At 34.2% G+C, this 23562-nt stretch carries 24 protein-coding genes and 1 riboswitch; of the genes, 20 read left to right on the forward strand and 4 right to left on the reverse strand.

The genetic code is table 11. From position 1 onward, the window contains the following. Nucleotides 1-72 precede the first annotated feature (72 nt). Nucleotides 73-170: riboswitch (THF riboswitch) on the forward strand. Nucleotides 171-241: 71 nt separating this feature from the next. The 11 genes from EKH84_RS09805 (at nucleotide 242) to EKH84_RS09855 (ending at nucleotide 12482) form a co-directional block, all read left to right on the forward strand. Beyond that, on the forward strand, nucleotides 242-1021 hold the full coding sequence (locus tag EKH84_RS09805) for a folate family ECF transporter S component (RefSeq protein ID WP_127066136.1): 780 nt from the start codon (nucleotides 242-244) through the stop codon (nucleotides 1019-1021). Beyond that, a complete protein-coding gene (locus EKH84_RS09810; protein ID WP_190283561.1) occupies nucleotides 1000-2286 on the forward strand; it encodes a bifunctional folylpolyglutamate synthase/dihydrofolate synthase in 1287 nt (428 codons plus the stop codon). Before EKH84_RS09805 ends, EKH84_RS09810 begins: the two co-directional genes overlap by 22 nt. A 168-nt stretch (nucleotides 2287-2454) precedes the next feature. Further along, the gene (locus EKH84_RS09815) at nucleotides 2455-2637 is read left to right on the forward strand and encodes a DUF4250 domain-containing protein (RefSeq protein WP_127066138.1); all 183 of its coding nucleotides are present in this window, start codon (nucleotides 2455-2457) and stop codon (nucleotides 2635-2637) included. Between the two features lie 79 nt (nucleotides 2638-2716). Then, nucleotides 2717-3946, forward strand: coding sequence for an aminopeptidase (locus EKH84_RS09820; protein ID WP_127066139.1), 1230 nt, complete (start codon nucleotides 2717-2719; stop codon nucleotides 3944-3946). A 137-nt stretch (nucleotides 3947-4083) separates the two neighbouring features. Further along, the gene (locus EKH84_RS09825; protein ID WP_127066140.1) at nucleotides 4084-5211 is read left to right on the forward strand and encodes an SPFH domain-containing protein; all 1128 of its coding nucleotides are present in this window, start codon (nucleotides 4084-4086) and stop codon (nucleotides 5209-5211) included. A gap of 4 nt (nucleotides 5212-5215) precedes the next feature. Then, nucleotides 5216-6175 (forward strand): D-2-hydroxyacid dehydrogenase, encoded by a 960-nt coding sequence (locus EKH84_RS09830; protein ID WP_127066141.1) that lies wholly within the window; start codon nucleotides 5216-5218, stop codon nucleotides 6173-6175. A 386-nt stretch (nucleotides 6176-6561) separates the two neighbouring features. After that, nucleotides 6562-7482 (forward strand): ABC transporter permease, encoded by a 921-nt coding sequence (locus tag EKH84_RS09835; protein ID WP_127066142.1) that lies wholly within the window; start codon nucleotides 6562-6564, stop codon nucleotides 7480-7482. Between the two features lie 10 nt (nucleotides 7483-7492). Then, nucleotides 7493-8677: an ABC transporter permease gene (locus EKH84_RS09840; RefSeq protein ID WP_127066143.1), complete on the forward strand. Its 1185-nt coding sequence runs from the start codon at nucleotides 7493-7495 to the stop codon at nucleotides 8675-8677. An 18-nt stretch (nucleotides 8678-8695) separates the two neighbouring features. Next, nucleotides 8696-9724: an ABC transporter ATP-binding protein gene (locus tag EKH84_RS09845; RefSeq protein ID WP_013656473.1), complete on the forward strand. Its 1029-nt coding sequence runs from the start codon at nucleotides 8696-8698 to the stop codon at nucleotides 9722-9724. Beyond that, nucleotides 9711-10700 carry an ABC transporter ATP-binding protein gene (locus EKH84_RS09850; protein WP_127066144.1) on the forward strand — a complete coding sequence of 330 codons (990 nt, stop codon included), beginning with the start codon at nucleotides 9711-9713 and terminating at the stop codon, nucleotides 10698-10700. The genes EKH84_RS09845 and EKH84_RS09850 overlap by 14 nt, the downstream gene beginning before the upstream one ends. An 87-nt stretch (nucleotides 10701-10787) precedes the next feature. Next, a complete protein-coding gene (locus EKH84_RS09855; protein WP_127066145.1) occupies nucleotides 10788-12482 on the forward strand; it encodes a peptide ABC transporter substrate-binding protein in 1695 nt (564 codons plus the stop codon). Nucleotides 12483-12557: 75 nt separating this feature from the next. Here the strand turns inward: EKH84_RS09855 and EKH84_RS09860 are convergent, their stop codons facing one another. Both EKH84_RS09860 and fba read right to left on the reverse strand, forming a co-directional pair. Continuing rightward, entirely contained in the window at nucleotides 12558-12722 is a 165-nt protein-coding gene (locus EKH84_RS09860) for an alpha/beta-type small acid-soluble spore protein (protein ID WP_013656476.1), read from the reverse strand. 354 nt (nucleotides 12723-13076) lie between these two features. Further along, nucleotides 13077-13940, reverse strand: a complete 864-nt coding sequence (fba, locus tag EKH84_RS09865) for a class II fructose-1,6-bisphosphate aldolase (RefSeq protein WP_127066146.1) — start codon at nucleotides 13938-13940, stop codon at nucleotides 13077-13079. Nucleotides 13941-14338: 398 nt separating this feature from the next. Between fba and EKH84_RS09870 the strand changes: the two genes are divergently transcribed. From EKH84_RS09870 to EKH84_RS09885, 4 genes are all read left to right on the forward strand, one after another. Further along, on the forward strand, nucleotides 14339-15475 hold the full coding sequence (locus tag EKH84_RS09870) for an SLC13 family permease (RefSeq protein ID WP_127066147.1): 1137 nt from the start codon (nucleotides 14339-14341) through the stop codon (nucleotides 15473-15475). 55 nt (nucleotides 15476-15530) lie between these two features. Next, a complete protein-coding gene (locus tag EKH84_RS09875; RefSeq protein WP_127066148.1) occupies nucleotides 15531-16514 on the forward strand; it encodes a tetratricopeptide repeat protein in 984 nt (327 codons plus the stop codon). Between the two features lie 298 nt (nucleotides 16515-16812). After that, nucleotides 16813-17235, forward strand: coding sequence for a hypothetical protein (locus tag EKH84_RS09880; RefSeq protein ID WP_127066149.1), 423 nt, complete (start codon nucleotides 16813-16815; stop codon nucleotides 17233-17235). Between the two features lie 117 nt (nucleotides 17236-17352). Continuing rightward, nucleotides 17353-18243 carry an ATP-grasp domain-containing protein gene (locus EKH84_RS09885; RefSeq protein ID WP_127066150.1) on the forward strand — a complete coding sequence of 297 codons (891 nt, stop codon included), beginning with the start codon at nucleotides 17353-17355 and terminating at the stop codon, nucleotides 18241-18243. A 153-nt stretch (nucleotides 18244-18396) separates the two neighbouring features. Here EKH84_RS09885 and EKH84_RS09890 read toward each other — a convergent pair whose 3' ends face one another. Then, on the reverse strand, nucleotides 18397-19575 hold the full coding sequence (locus tag EKH84_RS09890) for an aminotransferase-like domain-containing protein (protein ID WP_127066151.1): 1179 nt from the start codon (nucleotides 19573-19575) through the stop codon (nucleotides 18397-18399). A gap of 19 nt (nucleotides 19576-19594) precedes the next feature. Beyond that, on the reverse strand, nucleotides 19595-19951 hold the full coding sequence (locus EKH84_RS09895; protein WP_013656483.1) for an ArsR/SmtB family transcription factor: 357 nt from the start codon (nucleotides 19949-19951) through the stop codon (nucleotides 19595-19597). A gap of 237 nt (nucleotides 19952-20188) precedes the next feature. Here EKH84_RS09895 and EKH84_RS22010 point away from each other — a divergent pair, with 237 nt between their 5' ends. The 5 genes from EKH84_RS22010 to sigF all read left to right on the forward strand — a co-directional run bounded on the left by EKH84_RS22010 (nucleotide 20189) and on the right by sigF (nucleotide 23476). Continuing rightward, on the forward strand, nucleotides 20189-20362 hold the full coding sequence (locus EKH84_RS22010; RefSeq protein WP_013656484.1) for a hypothetical protein: 174 nt from the start codon (nucleotides 20189-20191) through the stop codon (nucleotides 20360-20362). Continuing rightward, on the forward strand, nucleotides 20352-21737 hold the full coding sequence (locus EKH84_RS09900) for a tetratricopeptide repeat protein (protein ID WP_127066152.1): 1386 nt from the start codon (nucleotides 20352-20354) through the stop codon (nucleotides 21735-21737). The genes EKH84_RS22010 and EKH84_RS09900 overlap by 11 nt, the downstream gene beginning before the upstream one ends. 201 nt (nucleotides 21738-21938) lie before the next feature. Further along, nucleotides 21939-22280 (forward strand): STAS domain-containing protein, encoded by a 342-nt coding sequence (locus EKH84_RS09905; RefSeq protein ID WP_013656486.1) that lies wholly within the window; start codon nucleotides 21939-21941, stop codon nucleotides 22278-22280. A 24-nt stretch (nucleotides 22281-22304) separates the two neighbouring features. Beyond that, nucleotides 22305-22733, forward strand: a complete 429-nt coding sequence (gene spoIIAB / locus EKH84_RS09910; protein ID WP_013656487.1) for an anti-sigma F factor — start codon at nucleotides 22305-22307, stop codon at nucleotides 22731-22733. Between the two features lie 23 nt (nucleotides 22734-22756). After that, the gene (gene sigF, locus EKH84_RS09915; RefSeq protein ID WP_127066153.1) at nucleotides 22757-23476 is read left to right on the forward strand and encodes an RNA polymerase sporulation sigma factor SigF; all 720 of its coding nucleotides are present in this window, start codon (nucleotides 22757-22759) and stop codon (nucleotides 23474-23476) included. Nucleotides 23477-23562 lie beyond the last annotated feature (86 nt).

A 23562-nucleotide genomic window follows, 5' to 3' on the forward strand; every position in this document is an offset into this window, starting at 1 on the left:
AAAAAATAAATAAATTTAGTGTATTTTTTACGTAGGAATTGCATGTAGCTTATGTTAAAATAGAACCTATCGAGCAGGGTAAAGTAATGAGCGTTAAGTGCTATTGTTACGGAATGTTGAACATAGACGAAAACCTCAGAGGTTGCGGTTCATTACTTGCATTCACTGCAATATTATTATAATGCATAATAAAATTGTTTTGAACGACCGGCTCCTTATATTATTTTAAGGAGGCATTTTTATGCAAAAAAACAAATCTCATTTTCCACTCACAGCAACAGCGCTGCTAGTTGCCATTAGTATCATTTTTAGTACGTTTGTCATCTATATTCCTATGTTTGGTTTCAAATCGGTACGCTTTTCTATGACCAGTATCCCCATATTTATAGCAGGTAGTTTGTTTGGCGGTGTTTATGGCGCCGTCGCAGGCTTTGTAAGTGATGTTATAGGATTTATGTTTACAAGCCAAGGAGCACCATATCATCCAGGATTTACTATAAATGCAACTTTAGTAGGACTGATTCCTGGTATGGCCTTCTATTATTTTAAAAACCAAAGAAATACAATGAACCTCAATAAAATAAACCTTGTTTTAGGTGTTTTAGCTTTAGCAGGTACAGAGATTTATATTAATTTTATAGGGATTCATGAAGTTGAAAATCTAGGCAGTTTTATGGGGATTCCTATGAATATTGTTTTAAGCATATTGATGGTAATGGTACTTATATTACTTATTATCATTGTTCTTTGGGTGCAAAAGCGCTTTGGAATAGCTAATGGTTTATTTACTATTGATCAAGTAATATTTGTATGTATACTAAATTTTATAGTGGCTCATCTTATATTAACCCCTTTCTGGATTCAAAATCTTTATGGTGTACCTATCATGGCCTCTGTTATTGTACGTATTTTTAAATCATTAATTGATATACCTTTACAGGTAGCACTCATTTATGTCGTTTTATGTACATTACCACAAAAAGTAAAGGGAGCTTACTTATGCAAGAACAACGAGCTTTAGAACTCCTAAACCTATTTAAAAGTAGCACTATTAAACTAGGATTAAAATATATAAGTATATTGATGCAGCGTTTAGGCAACCCAGAAGATAAACTGAAGATAATTCATATAGGTGGTACTAATGGAAAAGGTTCTACGACTCAGTTTATAAGAGGCATATTACAAGAAGCAGGCTATAAAGTAGGGGTGTTTAGTTCACCAGAACTTATTTCTCCAAGAGAAAATATACGTATTAACCATCAAGATATCTCAAAAGAAGCTTTTCTAAGTTATTCAAGTAGAGTAGTGCAGGTTGCAGAAGAAATGAGGCAGGAAGACTTAGCACCTTCGTATTTTGAAATCCTAACAGGAATGGCTTTGCTATACTTTTATGAACAAGAGGTGGACTTTGTTATTTTGGAAGTAGGTATGGGTGGTAGATTAGATGCAACTAATGTTATTAAGAAACCAATCATGTCTATTATTACTAAGGTTGCTATTGATCATACTGACTTTTTAGGAGCCACATTATCTGAAATTGCTACAGAGAAAGCGGGTATTATAAAATCACATTCGATAGTAGTTACACCAAGTCAAGAAGTAGAAGTGATGACGGTTTTACAACAAGCGGCCAAAGAAAAAGGGGCTGAATTAGTCGTAGCTGATTGTGCAGAACTTAAGCAAGTAACAGTGAATGAAAAAGGTACTTGTTTTGAACTAGCAGGTGAAGTTTTTCAAATTCGAATGTTAGGTGTTCATCAAGCATATAATTGTATGATTGCTATTAAAGCTATGAGGAAGCTTCAAGAAGCCTACCATATGTCTTTAACAGAACCACAAATAAAACAAGGTATAAAGCAAGTGGTCTGGGAAGGACGTTTTGAAAAACTAAGTGAAAAACCACTTGTATTTATAGATGGCGCGCATAATGTAGACGGATTTATGGCATTATCTAAAACGATAAATCAATTACCAAAACGTTATACCATAGGCATAATAGGTATTTTGAGAGATAAAGAAGTAGAACAAATGTTACCGATTATTAGCAAACAGTTTGATATACTCTTGGTAACTGAGCCGAATAACCTAAGATCTTTAAAAAAAGAATGGTTAGCAGAAAAACTAAGTGCTTATTCGATGAAGGTAGAAGTAATGGCTAATATTCAAGAAGCACTAGTGAGGGCATTGAAAATTGAAAAAGAATACCACGGTGTTAGTCAAATAATTGCCTTTGGTTCTTTATATATGATTGGTGAAATACGTCAGCGTTATCTGGAACTGATATAAGGTGAAAATGACATTTATTAAGTGAAAAGGCTTGATAAATGTCATTTTTTAATTTGATAATGGGTTTAATAAAGCACATTAGGGAATGCTATAATAGAAGTTTACAAAGTGGATAAAACTATCTATAATCAGATTTAAGAATGGTGAAAATGAACGAAGGAGAAGGATATGTTAAATAAGAAAGATCCCTATTTATTACTAAGTATTGTCAATATGAAATTAAGAGATGAAGCAGATAGCTTGACAGAACTCTGTAAGTCTTATGATAAAAATCAACAAGAGTTAGAGGAGCAACTCCTCAAAATTGGTTACCATTATGAAAAGAAGACTAATCAATTTATTGCTGTCTAATTAAAATATAGCTATAGTGAACTTGAACAAAAAGTAACTATTTAGTAGCATCAAAAAATAATAAAAGGAGATAACGGATATGGTGTTAGAGAATAATTTATACAAGTATGCCAAATTAGTAGTAGAAGTAGGTGTTAACGTACAAAAAGACCAAGTGTTAGTGATTCGTACACCTATTGAAGGAGCTACCTTTGCTAGAGCCATGACAGAGTGTGCTTACAAAGTAGGAGCTAAAAAAGTTATTGTAGAGTATAGTGATGAGCAAATTGGAAAATTAACTTATACTTATGCTTCCGAAGAAACTTTAGGAGATTTTCCAGCATGGGAAGTCAAGAAGTATGAGGATTTAGTAGCACAAAATGCAGCTTTTATTAGTATTAGTGCAGGAGATCCAGATTTGCTGAAAGATATCGAGCCTAACAAAATTGCTATCGCACAAAAAGCCTCTGGCAAAGCACTTACAGTATTTAGAAAAGCAGTAAGCAGCTCGCAGGTGTGTTGGTGCGTGGTATCTATGCCTACACCATCATGGAGTAAAAAAGTATTTCCAGATGCTAGGGAAGAAGAAAGAGAAGCAATGTTATGGGATAAAATTTTCACCGCCACTCGTATTTATGAAGAAGACCCAGTGGCAGCTTGGAAAGCACATACAGACAATTTAGCTAAGAAATGTACTTTCTTAAATGAAAAGAAAATTAAAACCTTACATTATGTGGCTCCAGGAACAGATTTAACAGTTGAACTTCCAGAAGGACATAAGTGGGAAGGGGGAGGAGAATGCAGTGGTAAGGGAACTTACTTTGTGGCTAATATGCCTACAGAAGAGATTTTTACCATGCCTCACAAATATGGTGTCAATGGTACCTTAAAAGCAACTAAGCCACTTGTATTTGGTGGTAATCTCATAGAAGATTTCAGCTTTACCTTTAAAGATGGAAAAATCGTAGATTTTGATGCGGCAATAGGCAAAGCTGTCCTCGAAAAGCTTATCGAAACAGATGAAGGTGCTTGTTACTTAGGAGAAGTGGCCATTGTACCAGAAAGTTCACCTGTTTCTAAGACTAATACCATTTTCTTTAATACTTTATTTGATGAAAATGCGTCTTGTCACTTTGCTATTGGTAGTAGCTATCCTACTAATATAGAAGGCGGCACAACTATGACCGATGAGGAATTAGAAGCAGCAGGAGCAAATACTTCTATTACCCATAATGATTTTATGGTAGGAAGTAGTGCCTTAGATATTAAAGCAACGACAACGGCAGGAGAAAGCTTTTATATTTTAAAAGCTGGAGAATGGGCATTTTAAGTATGCTTCAAAGAAGCTATAGCAAACCGATGTAGAGAGGCTATGGCTATTTAGAAGATTTCTTGGTATACTTAGGTTAAATGATGTTTTGAGGCTTCATAAGAAGCTATTTTTAAACGAATCAAGGGGGTTTTGGAATGGGATTTTTTAAAAAGCAACTTCTAGACATTATTCAGTGGTTAGATGAAAGTAGTAATACACTTGTTTATATGTTTCCTATGGAAGATCAAGAAATTCAAAATGGCGCACAGCTTACGGTTAGACCGGGTCAAGTGGCCATCTTTGTAGAACAAGGACAAATAGCTGATGTTTTTGGCCCGGGTATGTATAATCTAGAAACTAAGAATTTACCACTTTTAAGTGACTTAAAGGGATGGGCCTATGGTTTTAAATCACCTTTTAAATCAGATGTCTACTTCTTAAATATGAAAGAGTTCTTAAATAATAAATGGGGGACCAATAATCCAGTTTGGATTCCAGATAGCCAGTTTGGGCAAGTTCAAGTAAGAGCACATGGTAATTATGCCTTTAAGATTGAAAATCCAGTTGTTTTTTTAACGAATATTGTGGGTACTAAATCACGTTATCGTTTAGAAGACATAACTGAACAGTTAAGAGGATTCATTGTCAATCAGTTTACTGATATCATTGGTAGCCTACAGTTAACAGTAACTCAAATTGCATCTAATTATAATGAAATTGCAGCAGCTTTATCAGACACTTTAGGGGAACCTTTCGGTAAATTAGGTTTAAGTGTGACACACTTTACGATTGGCAATATTGGTTTGCCAGAAGAAATTGAAAAGCACCTTAAAGAATTAACAGGCATGAATATTTTAGGTAGTGTTCAAAATGATAAATTAAGTAAGATTCAAATCTTAAAGCAGCTAGAGATTATGAGTAAGTCAACCGAAAATGATGGGCTTAATGCTATGATGCAAAATGGTATGGGCTTAGGCATGGGGCTCCATATGGGCAATGCCTTTGCAGGAGGGTTAAACCAAATGAATGCCAATCAAATGGCACAGGCTGCCGCTATGAATGCTCAGCCAGTAAGTACACCAGTGGCTTCAGCAACACCAGCAGGGGAACTTATGCCATGTCCTAACTGTCAAAGTATGATTAAACAGGGGAGTAAATTCTGTCCTGAATGTGGTCAAAAGATAGAAGTGGTAGAAAAGAAAAGATTTTGCACAGGATGCGGAAAGCCAATAGAAGGTGGCGTAAAATTCTGTCCTGAATGTGGAACAAAGATTGGAGAATAATAGCATGAAACTCTGTATACTAGATGCATTGACACTTGGAGCGGACATAGATATTACACCCTTTGAAAGCTGTGGTGAAGTGGTCGTTTATGACTTAACAGCACCAGAAGAAGTGGAAGAACGTATAAAAGATGTAGATGTTATTATTACGAATAAGGTTGTATTAAATGGAAGTAATTTGAAGCATGCGGAGCGTTTGAAATTGATTACCTTGTTAGCTACAGGCTATAATAATATTGATACTGCATACGCTAAAGAAAGAGGTATTGCAGTAGCTAATGTGGCGGGCTATTCAACAGAAAGTGTAGCGCAGCATACTTTTGCCATGTTACTGCATTTAATTGAACATAACAGTGCCTATGATGCTTATGTAAAAAGTAAACGTTATGCAAGTAGTGAAACCTTTACTTATATTGCATGGCCATTTCATCAGCTCTCAGGGAAAACCTTAGGTATTATTGGACTTGGTGCAATTGGTAAAGCTGTAGCTAGAATAGGTGTAGCTTTTGGAATGAAGGTGATTTATTATTCTACTTCAGGCAAAAATATCAGTGATACTCAATATGAGAATGTTACTTTGGAAGAACTTTTGGCATCCAGCGATGTTGTTTCTATCCACGCACCTTATAATGAAAAAACTCATGGCTTAATAGGATATAAAGAAATAGCACAAATGAAGTCTACGGCTTATTTACTTAATTTAGGTCGTGGTAAGATTGTGGTAGAAGAGGAATTAGCTAAAGCATTAAATGATAATCTGATTGAGGGTGCTGCATTAGATGTGCTGGCTAATGAACCTATTGATGCAGAGAATCCTTTGTTTGAGGTGAAAGAGCAAGAGAAGCTTTTCATCACACCTCATATAGCTTGGGCTAGTGTGGAAGCACGTCAGGTGCTAGTGCAGGAAGTGATTGAAAATATTAGAGCTTTTGAAGTAGGCGAAATGCGTAATCGCATAGTTTAAAATAAAAATCAAAAAATAGTTAAAGACTTATAGGAATAAAAACTATAAGTCTTTTTTTATTTATATTTTTTAGTAAAGTGTCAAATCAGACTTATTTGAAAAGTAGGTGAGTATGATATTGGCACTTATGTATACTTTTTAGGTGAAAAATACTTAAAAGTTATGTAATCAGATTAAGAAAAGAATTGGACAAATACAAAAGAAATTTGCAAGATAATCAGCAGACTTCTGTCAAAAAACATCGTCCAATAGCATAAAATAATGGTTAAAATAAAAAAATGGCGATACTAACTTGCAAAACATCATAAAATAATGTATTATGTTAATCAGTTAAATTAATTGGATTTGAATTAAACAATCAGATATTTGAGAGAAGGAGGAAGGTTATGTTCAAATATAGTTTAAAACGTATCGTATCGATGCTCATAACTTTATTTTTAATTGCAACGATTACATTTATCTTAATGCGTTCTATACCAGGGGGACCATTTACAAGTGAGAGAGCATTAACGCCAGAAATTGAGAAGGCCTTAGCAGAAAAATATAACCTAGATGCACCTTTATGGGAGCAGTACTTAGATTATATAGGAGATTTAGCAAAAGGAGATCTGGGGGTTTCCTTTAAAAAGAAAGGTGTAACGGTAAATGAAATTATTATTAAAACTTTCCCAGCATCAGCACAAATCGGTGCTCTAGCTGTTGTTTTAATTTTAGTAATAGGTATACCGTTAGGCGTACTTTCTGCACTTAAACAAAATCATGCAATAGATTATGTGATTATGATTATTGCAACTATAGGGGTAACTATACCAAGCTTTGTTATTGGTACATTCATTATGTACATATTCGGAGAGAAACTTGCATGGATTCCTGCAGGCGGACTTGAAAGTTGGAAGAGTTATATTGGACCGGTTATTGCTTTAGGAGGATTTTCAATAGCTTATGTAACAAGATTAACACGTTCTAGTATGTTAGAAGTATTACGTCAAGATTACATCCGTACAGCAAGAGCGAATGGACTTAGCAAGTTGAGAGTTATCGGTAAGCATGCTCTTAAAAATGCACTTATTCCAGTTGTAACTTATGTAGGACCAATGGTGGCATCTATTCTTACAGGTTCTTTTGTTGTAGAAAAAATCTTTGCTGTGCCAGGTATGGGTAAATACTTCGTAGAAAGTGTATCTAGCCGTGACTACACCGTTATTATGGGACTTACTATATTCTATGCAGCAATTTATATCGTAATGGTCTTTATTGTAGATATTGCTTATGCATATATTGACCCTAGAATTAAAATTAAAGGTTAGGAGGCAGATCATGAGTAAACATTCAGAGTGGGAATTATTAGATAACAGCGAAAAACAATCACAACAAATATCGAGACCAAGTCATACTTATTGGCAAGATGCATGGCGTATGCTGCGCAAAAATGTATTAGCTATGATAGGCCTTGTTACAATTATATTAATCACATTAACAGCAGTTTTAGTACCGATGTTTTCAGAGGTAAGTTATTCGGACCAAAAACCAGGTTTTGGAAATATACCTCCGAAGTTCCCCATTACTAAACTTTGGGATGGTCAATATGTATATGTACATAATGAGTACAAACTGATAGAAGTAAGTGAAAAGGGTGAATTACTTGCAGCACCAGATACTATAGAAGAAGATATGGCTTTTTCTACTAAAACCTATGAAATTGGTGGGAAAGAAGTTGTTCTTGACTATTCTTATGCTAAAAAAGCAAAGAAAAATGGTGGTGTTAAATATAAAATTTTTGTAGAAGGTAAAGAAATCGATACAACACCAGTAAAAACGGTAAGAAATAAAACTAATTTATTAGGGACTGACCGTTTAGGAAGAGATGTTTGGATTCGTATTTTATATGGAGCAAGAATTTCTTTAACAGTAGGTCTTGTAGCTTCGTTAGTTAATTTATTTATCGGTGTTATTTATGGTGGTATTGCCGGCTATGAAGGCGGAAGAGTAGATAACATCATGATGCGTATTGTAGATATCATTAATTCAGTACCGTCTTTATTAGTGGTTATTTTATTAATGGTTGTTTACAAACCAGGTCTTACAACGATTATTGTAACCATAGGTCTTATTTATTGGGTAGGTATGGCTAGACTTGTACGTGGACAGGTACTGAGCTTAAAAGAGCAAGAATTCGTTCTAGCTGCTAGAACTATTGGTGTATCCAAACTCAAAATTATTATGAGACACCTTATTCCAAATGCTATGGGACCTATTATTGTTTCTTTAACAATGAGTATTCCAAGTGCTATCTTTACTGAGTCTTTCTTAAGCTTCATTGGTTTAGGGGTATCTGCACCAGAAGCTTCTTGGGGAACACTTGCTAATGATGCATTAGGTGGTATTCGTTCATACCCTTACCAACTTATTGCGCCAGCAGTAGCTATTGCGATTACTATGTTTGCATTCAACTTCTTGGGTGATGGGCTTAGAGATGCACTAGATCCAAGACTCCGTAAATAGAAAGCGAGGTTATTAAAGATGAATAAAGAAAAGATATTAGAAGTCAGAGGATTAAAAACTTCGTTTTATACCCATTTAGGAGAAGTTCAATCTGTTAGAGATGTAGATTTTGATTTATATAAAGGAGAAGTATTAGGGGTAGTAGGAGAATCAGGAAGTGGTAAATCTGTTACTTGTTCTTCTGTTATGAGATTACTTCAACATCCAGGAAAAATTAAAGAAGGAACAGTACTCTTCAAAGGTGAAGACCTTGTTCAAAAATCAGAAAAGGAAATGCGTAAGATTCAAGGAAATGAAATCTCAATGATTTTCCAAGATCCTATGAGTGCACTTAATCCTGTCTATACCATTGGAAATCAAATGACAGAAGTGATTCGTAATCATAAAAAAGTAAGTCAAAAAGAAGCAGAAGAAATTGCTATTAATATGTTAACTTTAGTAGGAATTCCTTCACCAGAAGAACGTATGAAGAACTATCCTCATGAATTTAGTGGTGGGATGAGACAAAGAGCGGTTATTGCAATGGCACTTTCTTGTGATCCGGAGCTCATTATTGCAGATGAACCAACTACAGCTTTAGACGTAACCATTCAAGCACAAATTTTAGAGCTCATGAAAGATATTCAAAACCGTTTAAATAGCTCAATTATTTTCATTACACATGACTTAGGGGTTATTGCTCAGCTTTGCACTCGTGTCATTGTTATGTATGGTGGGATGGTCATGGAAGAAGGAACAGTTGAAGAACTTTTCTACGATGCGAAGAATCCTTACACAATGGGATTACTGAACTCAGTACCAAATCCTAAATCAGATGTTAAAGAAAGGCTTGAACCTATTCCAGGAACACCACCTGACCTTTTAAATCCACCAAAAGGCTGTGCATTTTGTAACCGTTGTAAATTTGCAATGAAAAAATGTTTAGAAGAGATTCCAGAAGTTTATGAAGTGACTAAAACGCATAAATCAAGATGTCATTTATTACATCCAAATGCACCAACAGTAGAAGGTTTTGTAAAGGAGGCTAGAGCGCATGAACATAGATAAAAGAGAGAACTTAATAGAAGTTCAAAACCTTAAAAAATACTTTACTAAAACCAGTGGGCTATGGGGAGGAAATGTACAATACATCAAAGCTGTAGATGATGTTTCTTTCTATATTAAAAAAGGAGAAACTTTAGGGCTTGTAGGAGAATCAGGTTGTGGTAAATCTACAACAGGACGTACGCTTATTAAGTTATATGAACCAACAGAGGGGAAGATTCTATTCGATGGTGAAGATATCACCAAATACTCTGAAAAGCAAATGCTACCTTTTAGAAAACGTATGCAAATGGTATTCCAAGATCCCTATGCTTCGCTTAATAGCCGTATGACAATTAATGATATTATTGGAGAAGCCATTGAAACACACCACATTGCTACAGGAAAAGAAAAAAATGATCGTATTCACTATCTTTTAGAACGAGTAGGATTAATGAGGGATCATGCTAGCCGTTACCCTCATGAATTTAGTGGTGGTCAAAGACAACGTGTAGGAATTGCTCGTGCTTTGGCAGTAGAGCCTGAATTCATTATTTGTGATGAACCTATTTCAGCACTTGATGTATCTATTCAAGCACAGGTTATTAATATGCTTGAAGATTTACAAAATGATATGGGACTTACTTACTTATTTATTGCCCATGATTTATCTATGGTAAAACATATTTCAAATCGTATAGGGGTTATGTATTTAGGTAACCTTGTAGAGATTGGTGGTAGCGATGAAATTAATAAGCATCCTGCGCATCCTTATACCAAGGCGCTACTATCAGCAGTACCATTACCAGATCCAGATATGGCAAGAGGTAAAAAACGTATTGTATTGGAAGGGGATGTACCAAGTCCACTTAATCCACCATCAGGTTGTCGTTTCCGTACACGTTGTAGTGAATGCATGAAGATTTGTTCAGAAGTAACGCCAACACTTAAAGAAGTGGCACCAGGGCACCAAGTAGCTTGCCACTTATATTCAAAATAATTAGTGCGCCATCTTTAAGAAAGATATGCCTATTTATAAATAAGAAGTTATTGAAGTTAACAAAAATAGATATTAGGAGGAAATAATATGAAAAAGAAACTTACACTAGGACTTGCTATGATTATGGCATCAAGCATGGCTCTTGCTGGATGTGCTAGTAAAACAGAAACAGCAGGAGGAACTGCAACTGGTTCAGAAGCAACTACAGGTGAAACAGGAACAGATTCAGATGAGGACTATGTACTTGCTGCAGACCAAACACTTCGCTATAACTTAGGAGCAGACCCATTAACATTAGACCCACAACTTAATTCAGCTACTGATGCTAGCCATATCATTAACAATGTTTTTGAAGGACTTATGAGAGAAAAAGATGGAGAGGTAGTACCAGGTATTGCAGAAAGTTATACTTTATCAGAAGATGGTCTCGTATATACTTTCACATTAAGAGATGCAACTTGGGCTGATGGACAACCTGTAACAGCTGGTGACTTTGAGTTTGCATGGAAACGTGGTGCAAACCCAGCAACAGCTTCAGAATATATGTACCTTTTTGAATCAGCAAATATCTTAAATGCAGGTGCTATTGCTAAAGGTGAAAAATCTATCGATGAGCTTGGTGTTAAAGCTATTGATGATAAAACTTTAGAAGTAACACTTAGTGCACCAACAGACTACTTCTTAGGACTTACAGGCTTTGCTACGCTTATGCCAGTAAGAGAAGATATGGTAGATGATGAAGGAGCATGGGCTAAAGATCCAGCTAAATACATTGGAAACGGTCCATTTAAAATGTCAGAATACAAAATGGGAGACCAAATTGTACTTGTTAAAAATGAAAACTACTGGAATGCAGAAAATGTAAATCTTGAAAAAATTGTAATGTATATGATTGTAGATGAATCAACAGCACATACAAGATACACAGCAGGCGAATTAGATGTGAATGAACTCATTCCAACAGATGAAATTCCAACACTTATTGCAGAGGATCCAACATTCTATATCATGCCTAAAATCGGGACATACTACTATGCATTTAATATGAATAATGAAGCGCTTAAAGATGCACGTGTACGTCAAGCATTATCACTTGCAATTAACCGTGAACAAATCGTAAAAGAAGTAACTAAAGGTGGACAAAAAGTAGCTTATGGTTTCATGCCAGAAGGTATTACAGATAATGAAGGAAAATCATTTACAGAAACAGCTGGAGACTACGGTATTAATCCAAAAGGTGATGTAGAAAAAGCTAAAGCGTTACTTGCAGAAGCTGGTTACCCAGATGGAGCAGGACTTCCAGAAATTGAAATCCTCTATAACACAAGTGAAAGTCATAAATTAATTGCAGAAGCAATGCAAGAAATGTGGAAACAAAACCTTGGTATTAATGTTAAATTAACTAATCAAGAATGGGCTGTATTCCAAGAAACAACTAATAATAATGCCTTCGATTCATTAGCACGTCGTGGTTGGATTGGCGATTACAATGACCCACAAACAATGCTTGAAATCTTTGAATCTACTAATACACAAAACATTGGTCGTTACAGCAGTGAAACTTTTGATACAGAAATGCAATTATCAAGAGAAACAATGGGCGCAGAACGTATGGAACACTTATACAAAGCTCATGATATCTTAATGGAAGATATGCCAATAATTCCTGTATACTACTATGTAACAAACATGATGATTCAAGATTCTGTACATGACTTAGAATTAACATCAACAAGCAAACTTTGGTTTGGTGATGCTGAAATGATTGAAGTACAAGAATAAGAAATTGAAGAATAAATAGTTGATAAGTAAGAAAAAAACCGTCTCATATGAGACGGTTTTTTTCTTACTTATCAACTATTTTGATCCTTTGTAGCTTTCAAACACTTTTTGTACGATTGTTCCACCGATTTTTCCAGCTTCTCTAGCTGTAAGGTCTCCGTTGTATCCTTGTTTTAAAGGTACTCCAACTTCTTTTGCTACTTCGTATTTCATAGATTCAAAAGCTTGTTTGTTTGACATAATGGTTGCCCCCTATAAGGTTTTTAGTTTTTTAGTAACCACGAAATATTCTATGCTCTTTGAAGAGGTGGAATGTTTTGCGGTTACTATGGTATTAATATGTGTAGTATGATTTTTTTTATTCTAGTATTTTTTTCCTATTAGGTTGGGAGTAGTCAGCAGTTAAAATTAAAGTAACCGTTTATAAAAAATTATATTTTTTGTAGAGAATTCTAAAATCAAGTTTATGAACAATACATTTATTGTATGCACTAAAAAAAATGTCATACTTCAAATAAGACAACAAGTATAAAGTAGCAAATCAAAATAAAAGAAAGTATTGTAAATTTACAATACCTTCTTTTATAAAAAGAATTATGCTTGGCCAACTGAGCCGAATAATTCCATTTTTTCTTTTACAGTTGCTTTAATAGCTTCAAAACCTGGAGCTAATAATTTACGTGGATCGAAACCTTTACCTTGTTGGTCTTTACCAGCTTCGATGTAACCACGTGTAGCAGCAGCGAATGATAATTGACATTCTGTATTAACGTTGATTTTAGCAACGCCTAATGAGATTGCTTTTTTAATCATTTCTTCAGGGATACCTGTACCACCGTGAAGTACGAGAGGAGTAGTTCCTGTTACTGCGTTGATTTGTTCAAGTGCATCAAATGCTAAGCCTTTCCAGTTTTCTGGGTATTGACCGTGAATATTACCAATACCAGCTGCAAGCATTGTTACACCAAGATCAGCGATTCTCTTACATTCTGCTGGATCAGCGATTTCGCCAGCACCAACAACACCATCTTCTTCGCCACCGATTGAACCAACTTCAGCTTCTAAAGAAAGTCCTTTTTCAGTTGTGATTTTAACAAGTTCAGTTGTTTTAGCAACGTTTTCGTCGATTGGATAGTGTGAACCATCGAACATAATTGAAGAGAAACCAGCTTCGATGCATTTTAAAGCACCTTCATATGAACCGTGGTCTAAGTGAAGCGCTACTGGTACAGTAATGTTTAATTCTTCAATCATACCATTAACCATACCTACGATTGTTTTATAACCACCCATGTATTTACCTGCACCTTCAGATACACCTAAAATAACTGGGGAATTATTTTCTTGTGCTGTAAGAAGAATAGCTTTTGTCCATTCAAGATTGTTGATGTTGAATTGTCCAACAGCGTATTTACCTTCTCTTGCTTTGTTTAACATGTCTTTTGCTGAAACTAACATATTACGCCCTCCATCTATTCATTTTTGAGAAAATAATAATCATTATATTATTTGTCTTCCTGCTTTTATTATAACGGTATTTTGATAAAAAATAAACAGCAAATTAATCATTGCGAAGTACAAAAATTTGTTGTTTATCATAAAATATTAATTAATTTAGCTTCTTTATAAAAGTAATTGTGAGAAAATGAATGAATACTAGCTAAAAAATACAAGAAATACTTGTTAATATGTTACAATTTCACCTACTTATAACCATTAAAACTCAAAAATAAATTTTGAAATATTTCTTTAAAATTTAAGGTGATAAAACAACAATAAAGACGAAACATGATATAATAGAAAAGCTGTATATTATAAAATACGACAAAAGCTAGAAGGAGAGAATAGAAAAAAGTATGAAAGAGCATTTTGGACTAATGAAAATAAAAACTTGGATCAAAAAAGAAATAGTGCTTGTAGTAGCGGTAGTATTAGCGGTTATTTCTTGTTTCTGGGAAGCACCCAAGTGGTCATACATAGATTTCAAGGTACTTTTGTTACTTTTTAATTTAATGGTTGTTATAGCGGCTTTTAAGGAGCAGCTCCTGTTAGACTATTTAGCAGTTAACCTGCTAAGGCATTGTCAAAATAGTAAGCAAACGGGTTTGGTATTGGTAGGTATTACTTTTGTTGCAGCTATGTTTATGACAAATGATGTGGCACTTATTACCTTCATCCCTCTTACGCTGATTATAGGAAGAAAGCTCAAAATCGTACCCATTAAGTGGGTTGTATTTCAAACGCTAGCGGCTAACTTAGGAAGTAGCTTAACGCCTATGGGAAATCCGCAAAACCTCTTTATTTATACTTATTATGGTGTGCATTTAGGTGAGTTTTTAAAAGTAGCTACTGGCCTAGTTATTTTATCTGCTATTTTCCTAGGCTGTTTATTGTTAAAAGAGAGAAAGACAGATATTACCATAGTTCTAGAACCAGTACAGATGAAGGCACCTAAACAACTTATGGTGTTTCTGATACTTTTTATCATTATTTTAAGCTCTGTTGTTGGCGTTTTAGATTATCGTATTGCCTTTTGTATAACCATTATTGTAACACTTTTAGTAAATAGACATTTATTATTTCAAATAGATTATACACTTTTATTGACGTTTATAGGTTTTTTTATTTTTATAGGTAATTTGGCAGCTATCCCTGCAATTAAAGCTGCACTGCAAAGTTTTTTAAAAGAAGAGGGATATACCTATTTAAGTGGACTTGTGATGAGTCAGGTCATTAGTAATGTACCGGCCACCATGTTACTAGCACCTTTCACGGAAAATTGGCAAGAGCTTGTATTAGGTGTAGATATAGGTGGCATGGGAACGCTGATTGCTTCTTTAGCAAGTGTTATTTCTTATAAACTCTTTGTCAAAGAATATCAGCAAGAAGCGAAAGCCTATTTTAAGAGTTTTACATGGTATAATGTGTTAGGACTAATTTTATTAGCACCTCTAGGTTATGGACTATTACAGCTTCTACATTTACTATTTTAAATTTTGATGATAAACTAGAATTACTAAGTTTTAGAGGCAAAAAAGGAGAAAAATCATGAAAATTGTATTTATTAATGTGCCATGGATGAAATATTATACAGGTGAAGGTGATGAAGAAAAGCTAGTGCCTACATGCGGTTATAATTTTCAACACGTAAATGGTTATTATTATGGCTATGGTGAAGGCTTAGACCAAATTGCCTTAGAACAAATAGACGGTGGTTTAGCAAATGATACACAAGTAGAAGATGTAACAGTTGTATGGACTTCAAAGAACAGAGAAGGCGAAAATAAAGTGATCGGCTGGTATAAAAAGGCTACCATTTATCGTGAAGCTAAGACTTATTTGAGTATGGATGGTGAACGTTTGTTTTTTAAATATAGCATTGTAGCACCAGCAGCAGAAGCATTATTATTACCTGTAGAACTTCGCTTATTAGATGCAAAAGAAATGTCTGAAGGTATTTCTTTTGAAAAAGATGAAAAAATTATTGCAGATGTGGCTATGTATATACATAACTATGCAGGAGATAAAATGAATTACCTCTTTGCTAAAAAAGACTTAGAAGGTGCTTCTATTTTAAATTTCCCTGAATATGAAATGTATTTTGCTAAAGCAGATGAGTTTTTAGCCAAAGATTTATATGGAAAGGCAGTACGTTGTTTTAATAAAGCTATTGCCCTAGAACCTGAGCTAGCTATTGGTTACGAATGTAAAGGAAGCATTTTCTTAAGTCTTAAGATGTATGATGAAGCTTTAGAGGTTTACAAAAAAGTACTTGAGATTGAACCTGATAATGAAAATGCACATTATTGTTTAGGTCTTATTTATGGGCTCATTGGTGATTATAAAAATTGTGTGGAAGAAATGAACTTCTATATTAATAGAAGAAAAGATGATATGAATGCCTTGGCAGAAAGAGGGATTGCATATTATCATCTAGGTGAAAAGGAGTTGGCAAGTAAAGCTTTTAAAAAAGCTTACGCTGCTGAACCAGAAAACCTGATTTTTAAACAGCTTGTAGACTGTTTAGGATAGATAAGAACGCTAACTAGATCGTTAATTAAATCAATAAAACCTGATAAGGTCAGATAGTAAAATGGATTTTGTAGATTCATTTGCTATGTGACCTTATTATTTTGAAATGAAAATAAATACTTGTATAAAAAAACGATATGGAATAAAATGGATATAGCAATTATATTACCTAACTTATAATGGATAATCAATTTTAAAAAGTAAATAGATAAAATTGTTAAAATTGTGTATAAAAAAATAAAACGTGTGCTATAATTGTAAAGATGGAAAATTTAGATAAATAGGAGGGGGTAAGCATTTGGGTGTATTTTTAATAGGTGCTATTATTTTTGCTATAGGGGTAGCAATTTTAGTAGGTTTTAGTTTAGTAAGAACCTTAAAACAGAAAAAAAGCAATAACAATGTAAGTATGCATTATCAGCATAGTTCACTAGAATATATAGAGCCATGGAAAGAAGAAAAAGAAGTTGTTTCCTCGGAAAAGATTAAGTTACTTAAAGAAAAGGAATTAGAAAAGAAAGCGAAAGAAGAAACTAGAAGTAAAGAACAAGAAAAGCAAACCTATAAAGAACAAGAAAGAGGCAAAATGAGTGAAGTATTACAATCACTTGAAGAAGTTAGACCAGGAGAAGTACAAAGAAATGGGCAAGAACAGTTTAATTTGCGAAAAGATGAACAGCCTACTATTAAGTCTGATGAAGATGGGAAATGGTGGGTTTAATCATATGAATTTCTCTTAAAGGTGCCAGCGGCAGTTTATCACGCTAGGCACTTTTTATTAGTTATAAAATAGCTTAAAATAGAGGAAGAAAGTGACGTGAATGGAGGGAATAACATAATGACTGGAATAACAGGTTGGTTGATAGTGAATGGATCACTTAAAACGGACACATTTATGGAGATGGTAGATCATTATAAAAAGGCGGCTGCTCAAGTAGAATTAGGACTAGAACTGATTTTTAATAATGAACTCATAATAGGAGTAGGAGACGATCAGCTGTTTTTAAAAGGTGCTAAGACTAGTCAGCTTCCTAAATTCGTCTTATTTCTAGATAAGGATATAAGGCTTGCCATGCAATTAGAGCAACTTGGAGTAAGGGTATTTAATAGTGCAAGGGTAATAGAAATTTGTGATGATAAAGCAAAGACCTTTCAGTATTTAGCAGGTAAGGGGATTCATATGCCTAATACCATTATGGCACCTTTAATGTTCAGGGGAGTAGAGAAGGAAGAAGAGTATCTCTTACAGGTAGAAAAAATATTAGGTTATCCCATGGTAGTTAAAGAATGCTATGGTTCTTTTGGAGAACAAGTTTACTTAGTGACAAATAGAGAAGAGTTGGCAGCTAAGAGAAAAAAATTAATAACAGTACCTCATTTATATCAGCAATATATTGGCTATAGCAAAGGGAAGGATATAAGAATTTATATAGTAGGAAATGAAATAGTAGCAACGATGTTAAGGACCTCTGAAACAGATTTTAGAGCCAACATTAATAATGGTGGTATAGGAGTAGCTTATGAGCCACCTACTGCTTTTAATCTGTTGGCATTAGAGGTAAGTAAAGCTTTAGGAGCAGACTTCCTAGGGATTGATTTGCTTTTTGAAGATGAGGAGACGCCTATATTATGTGAAGTTAATTCCAATGCACATATTAAGGCTATTCAAAGTTGTACAGGTGTTAACGTAGCAGAGAAGATTATAAGTCATATAATAGCACAGTTATAATCAGGTGATAGATGGCTAGGCATATTAAAAAAGTAGGCTTAATTTAGTGATATAAACGAATAGTTAACTTGTGTAAGCCAGATTGTTGTAATAAGTGGAAGCCAATATAAAAGGAAGAGGTATTACTTTTGAGTAATCCTCTTCCTTTTATATTTATCTGTTTTTAATGACTTTAGATAAGCGTTTAATACCTTCTTCAATCGTTTCACTATCTGAATTAGTATAGTTTAGGCGGAAGGTACGAGAAGTAAGTTCTTCTGTATAAAATGGCTCACCAGGAACAAAAGCAACATTTTCTTTAGAAGCTAAGTCGAATAACTCTAAAGAAGACGTTCCTTCTGGTAAGGTAGCCCATAAAAACATACCACCCTCAGGAATAGTGATTTGAATATTGCCAGGGAAATACGTTTTAATAGCGTTTACCATAGCTGAGCTTTGTTCTTTATAAAGTGACTTGATTTTACGAATATGTTCATCTAAATCGTTGTGGGCAAGATAGTCAGAAATCACACATTGTGAGAAGAAATTTGTATGTAGATCAGAAGCCTGTTTCGCAATAATAAGCTTATCCATAAGCTTACTGTCTTTTGTACAAATCCAGCCAATACGCATACCTGGCGTAACAATTTTTGAAAATGAACCTAATAAAATGCTATGTTCTAATCCGTGGGAACCAATATAAGGTAAATCTTCTCCTGAAAAACGAAGTTCACCGTAAGGGTCATCTTCAATAAGATAAGTCGAAGTTGTTTTAAGTAATTTACAAATCGCTTCACGTTTTTCTTTACTGTAGGTAAGACCTGTAGGATTTTGAAAGTTAGGTACAGTGTAAAGTAATTTAGGAGCATAAGCTTTAAGTGCTACTTCTAAAGATTGTATGTCTAAGCCATCTTCTAATAAGTTAATACCATGAAATTGAGGTTCATAAAGTGATAAGGCTTGAATGGTACCTAAGTAACCAGGTTTCTCAATGAGGACGTGGTCATCTTTATTGATTAAAGCCTTGCCAATAAGGTCAAGAGCTTGTTGAGAACCACTGGTGATTAAGATATCACTAGGACTTACTTCTAAACCAAAACGTTTTTTATAACGTGTGGCAATTTGCTCACGTAAAGGTAAGTAACCTTCTGTAGTAGCATATTGAAAAGCATTACTGCCATTTTCATCTACCACTCTGTTCATAGAAGTTTTAAGTGCTTCTATAGGAAAAGAAATAGGATTTGGAAGTCCACCTGCAAAAGAAATGACCTCTTTATTTTGGGTAACTTTAAGAATTTCTCTAATAAAAGATTTTTTGGTATTTAAAATACGATTTGAAAACATTTCACTCATGTGTATCCCACCTTTAGTTTTATTCATTGATATGTTCAAGGCCTGTATTTAAAATCGCCGTTACATGTGAGTCGGCTAAAGAATAATAAACAACTTTTCCCTCTTTACGTGGTTTGACGAGATTATAGGCCTTTAAAACACGTAGTTGATGTGAAATAGCTGAATGTGTCATGTTTAAGCAAGCAGCGAGGTCGCAAACACACATCTCAGAACATTTCAGAGCATTTAAAATTTTAATACGAGTAGCATCGCCAAAAATCTTAAAAAGTTCAGCTAAGCTACTAGTTGTATCAGCGGGGAGCATCGCTTTATAAGCAGCTTGTACAACATCTTGATGAATGACGGTACAGGTACAAGTATCTATCTTTTGGGACATTGTGGACACCTCTTTTATGTGAAGACACATTATTTTAATATTTAGGGTACATAGTTTTTAAGAAACTGTCAAGTCACAAGGCTTAAAACATTAATAATGAGAAAGCAAAAAACTTTAAAAAATATAGTAGAATTGAACGATTTATATTGATAAACTAAATGGTACGTTGTACTATGAAATAAGAATAATTGACAATATTTATATAAATTTTATTTTTAGAGGGAAAGAGGGGGAAAAATGATTAATTTTGAAAAAGAATTAGAGAAATTTAGACCTATCCTTAATGTAAATCGTATTGAGGAGCGCATTAGCCAAGAAGATATGATGGATATGATAGATATATTTAAGTTTTTTGATAATGACATTTATAATGAAGCAAGTGCCTTAAGAGAGATGAAGGATGGGGAATAAGATGATGGAGTATGTATGTCCATATTGTGGAAATAAAGCAAAGCATGACGTTTATTGCCATACCTGCCACCGCAAAATAGACTGGGTCAAAGAAATCTGGGAGAGAAGCATAGCTTACTATAATAGAGGTTATTATGCAGCAGAAGAAAAGAATTTGACTTTAGCAATAGATTATTTACAGAAAGCACTTCATCTTAATAAATATAATACGGAAGCAAGGAATTTATTGGGGCTTATTTATTTTGAAGTGGGAAGAGTAGGAGAAGCATTAAAAGAGTGGATTATAAGTCATTCTTTAAATAAGGAAGATGAAGTATCTACGCACTACATTAATGAAATTCAGAAATCACCTAAACAGCTAGTTAGTTATAAGGAAGTGATTCATTTATATAATAAAGCTTTGGAGTATTTAAAGCAAAAAAACACTGATGTAGCCATTATTAGATTAAAGAAGGCAGTAGGTGTCAATCCTAATTTTGTAGAAGCAAAGGTTTTATTAGGTTTATGTTATATGCAAGATAAGCAATTTTACAAAGCAAATGAACAAATAAAAGGTGCACTAAAGATAGATAGTGGACATCAAAAGGCATTAAGATATTTTAAGGCATTGAGTGGTGAAGACACTTCTACAGTTCAGCCTTATGAGCTAGAATACATTCCAACTAACCAGTCTCATAAAAAAGTAAAGCCAGTCCGTGTTATTGATCGTAGTATATCTTTAAGGTATTCAGTGCTTTATTTTATTATAGGGCTTATAGCTATGTTTGTGATTTATCATTTCCTCATACATCCTAATCAAGTAAAGTCCTATGAACAAGAAATTACAAGACTTACTAATAAGCAAGATGAGTTAAGTGATGAACTTAATCAAATTATTAAAGATACTAACTTAAAAGCTGCTACTTTAGAAGCTGATAATACAAAATTAAAAACACAGACACAAGAATATGAAAAGCAACTAGGTGCTTATGTACAAAAGGATAAGCTAGTTACAGCAAAAACACATATAGAGGAAAGAATGTATGTTGAAGCAGCAGAAGCTTTATATAATATTGCACCTTCTTTATTAGATGAAGAAAGTAAAATGACTTATGAGGCTCTTAAAGAAGCTTGTTATGAAAAGGCAGCAGCGGAACTGTATAACGAGGGATATCAATTACTTAATGGAGAAGATTATGCAGGGGCTAAAGGAAAATTAGAAGCTGCCCTTATATATGACGGGACTTCACAAACAGCTAGAAGAAGTTTATATTACTTAGGGGAAACAGAAGAGAAACTAGGGAATATAACAGAGGCACAAAATTACTATAACAAAGTGATCACAGAATTTCCTGATACTTATGAAGCAAGACGTGCAAAAGAAAGGATTCAATAATTAGTTTTAAAGTACTAAGCCATAAAGTTACGATTGATGATAGTGGCAAAATGGTTACGAATAGGAATATAAATACATAAAAATGCCACTAATCATAAAAATGCATGATATTAGTTAATAATTGGAAAATGATTGACAATTATTGGAAAAGGCGCTATTCTTATAAGAGATTAAAGATAAGGAGGCGCGAGGACATTGCGAATGGAATTTATTATGGTGGAGCGAACATTAGTGGTTGTCTTAGAAGGGGAGATTGACCACCATACTTGTGTTGAAATTAGACGCGAGGTAGATAGGGAATATCAAAAAAATAGAGCAAAAGATTTACTTTTTGATTTTGAAAAAGTGAATTTTATGGATAGTTCAGGTATAGGTATGCTTATGGGAAGGTATAGAAGTGTGGCTATATGTGGGGGAAGTATTGGATTATACAACGTTTCAAGAGAAGCAGGAAGAATACTCAGTATGTCAGGTATTTATAAATTAATGAAAACTTATAATAGTAAACAAGAAGCACTGGAAGCATTAGCAGCTTTTGCTTAAGAGAAGCATGAGGGGGACAAAAAAGTGCCAAAGAAAAATCAAATGCAAATACAATTTGCAAGTAGTTCTATTAATGAAGGTTTTGCTAGGGTAGCTATTAGTTCGTTTGTTTCTCAATTAGATCCAACAATTGAGGAACTTTATGACATTAAAATGGCCGTTTCAGAAGCTGTTACAAATTGTATTATTCATGGTTATAGTAATAAAGAAGATGGCTTAATTACCATTAGATGTGCTTATGAAGAACGCACTGTAGAAATAGAAGTTGTGGATGAGGGGAAAGGCATACCGAATGTAGATGATGCTATGACAGCACTTTATACTACTTCATTAGAAGAGGAAAGAGCAGGTCTAGGCTTTACGGTAATGCAATCCATGATGGATGAGGTCGAGGTATTCTCACAAATGGGCAAAGGAACAAGTGTAAAAATGAAAAGATCTCTCGCGGTCTAAGCCCGAGGTAAAGGTGGGATAATATGGATCATACCTTAGAACTCATACAACGTGCACAACAAGGTGATGAAATAGCCAAAAACATATTAGTACAAGAGAATCTAGGACTAGTTTGGAGTTTAGTAAGAAGATTTAGCAATCGTGGTTATGATATGGAGGACTTATTTCAAATAGGGAGTATTGGACTTTTAAAAAGTATTGATAAGTTTGATTTAAGCTTTAATGTTAAATTCTCTACCTATGCAGTGCCTATGATTGTAGGAGAGATTAAACGTTTTTTAAGGGATGACGGCATGATTAAGGTAAGTCGTTCTCTAAAGGAAACAGCTTATAAAGTAAGAATTCTAAAGGATGAGCTAATAAGGGAACTCAATAGAGAACCAACGATTAGTGAAATTGCAGCCGGCTTAGATTTACAAGTTGAAGAAGTGGTAGAGGCTTTAGAGTCAAATGCAGAGGTAGAATCTTTAAATGCTGTTATTTATCAAGGAGATGGCAAGCCTATTACGTTATCGGATAAAATCGATGAGGTGCCAACACTCCAAAATAGCTTAGTAGACAAAATGATTCTGACAGAGCTCATAGAAAGGCTACTACCCATTGAAAGAGAGATTATTCATATGCGATATTTTGAAGACCGTACGCAAACAGAAATTGCTAGTGCCTTAGATATATCCCAAGTTCAAGTGTCGCGAATTGAAAAACGTATTTTAAAGAAAATGCGAGAAATGTTAGGAAGCTAAAGCTTAGCTCTCTATAAAAATAAGAAATAAAAAGGCTAGATGAAGATAAGTTGCGCTGAAGCAACACTTGGTCTAGCTTTTATTTT

Source organism: Cellulosilyticum sp. WCF-2 (assembly GCF_003990395.1).
In the GTDB taxonomy this organism is placed as follows: Bacteria; Bacillota; Clostridia; order Lachnospirales; family Cellulosilyticaceae; genus Cellulosilyticum; species Cellulosilyticum lentocellum.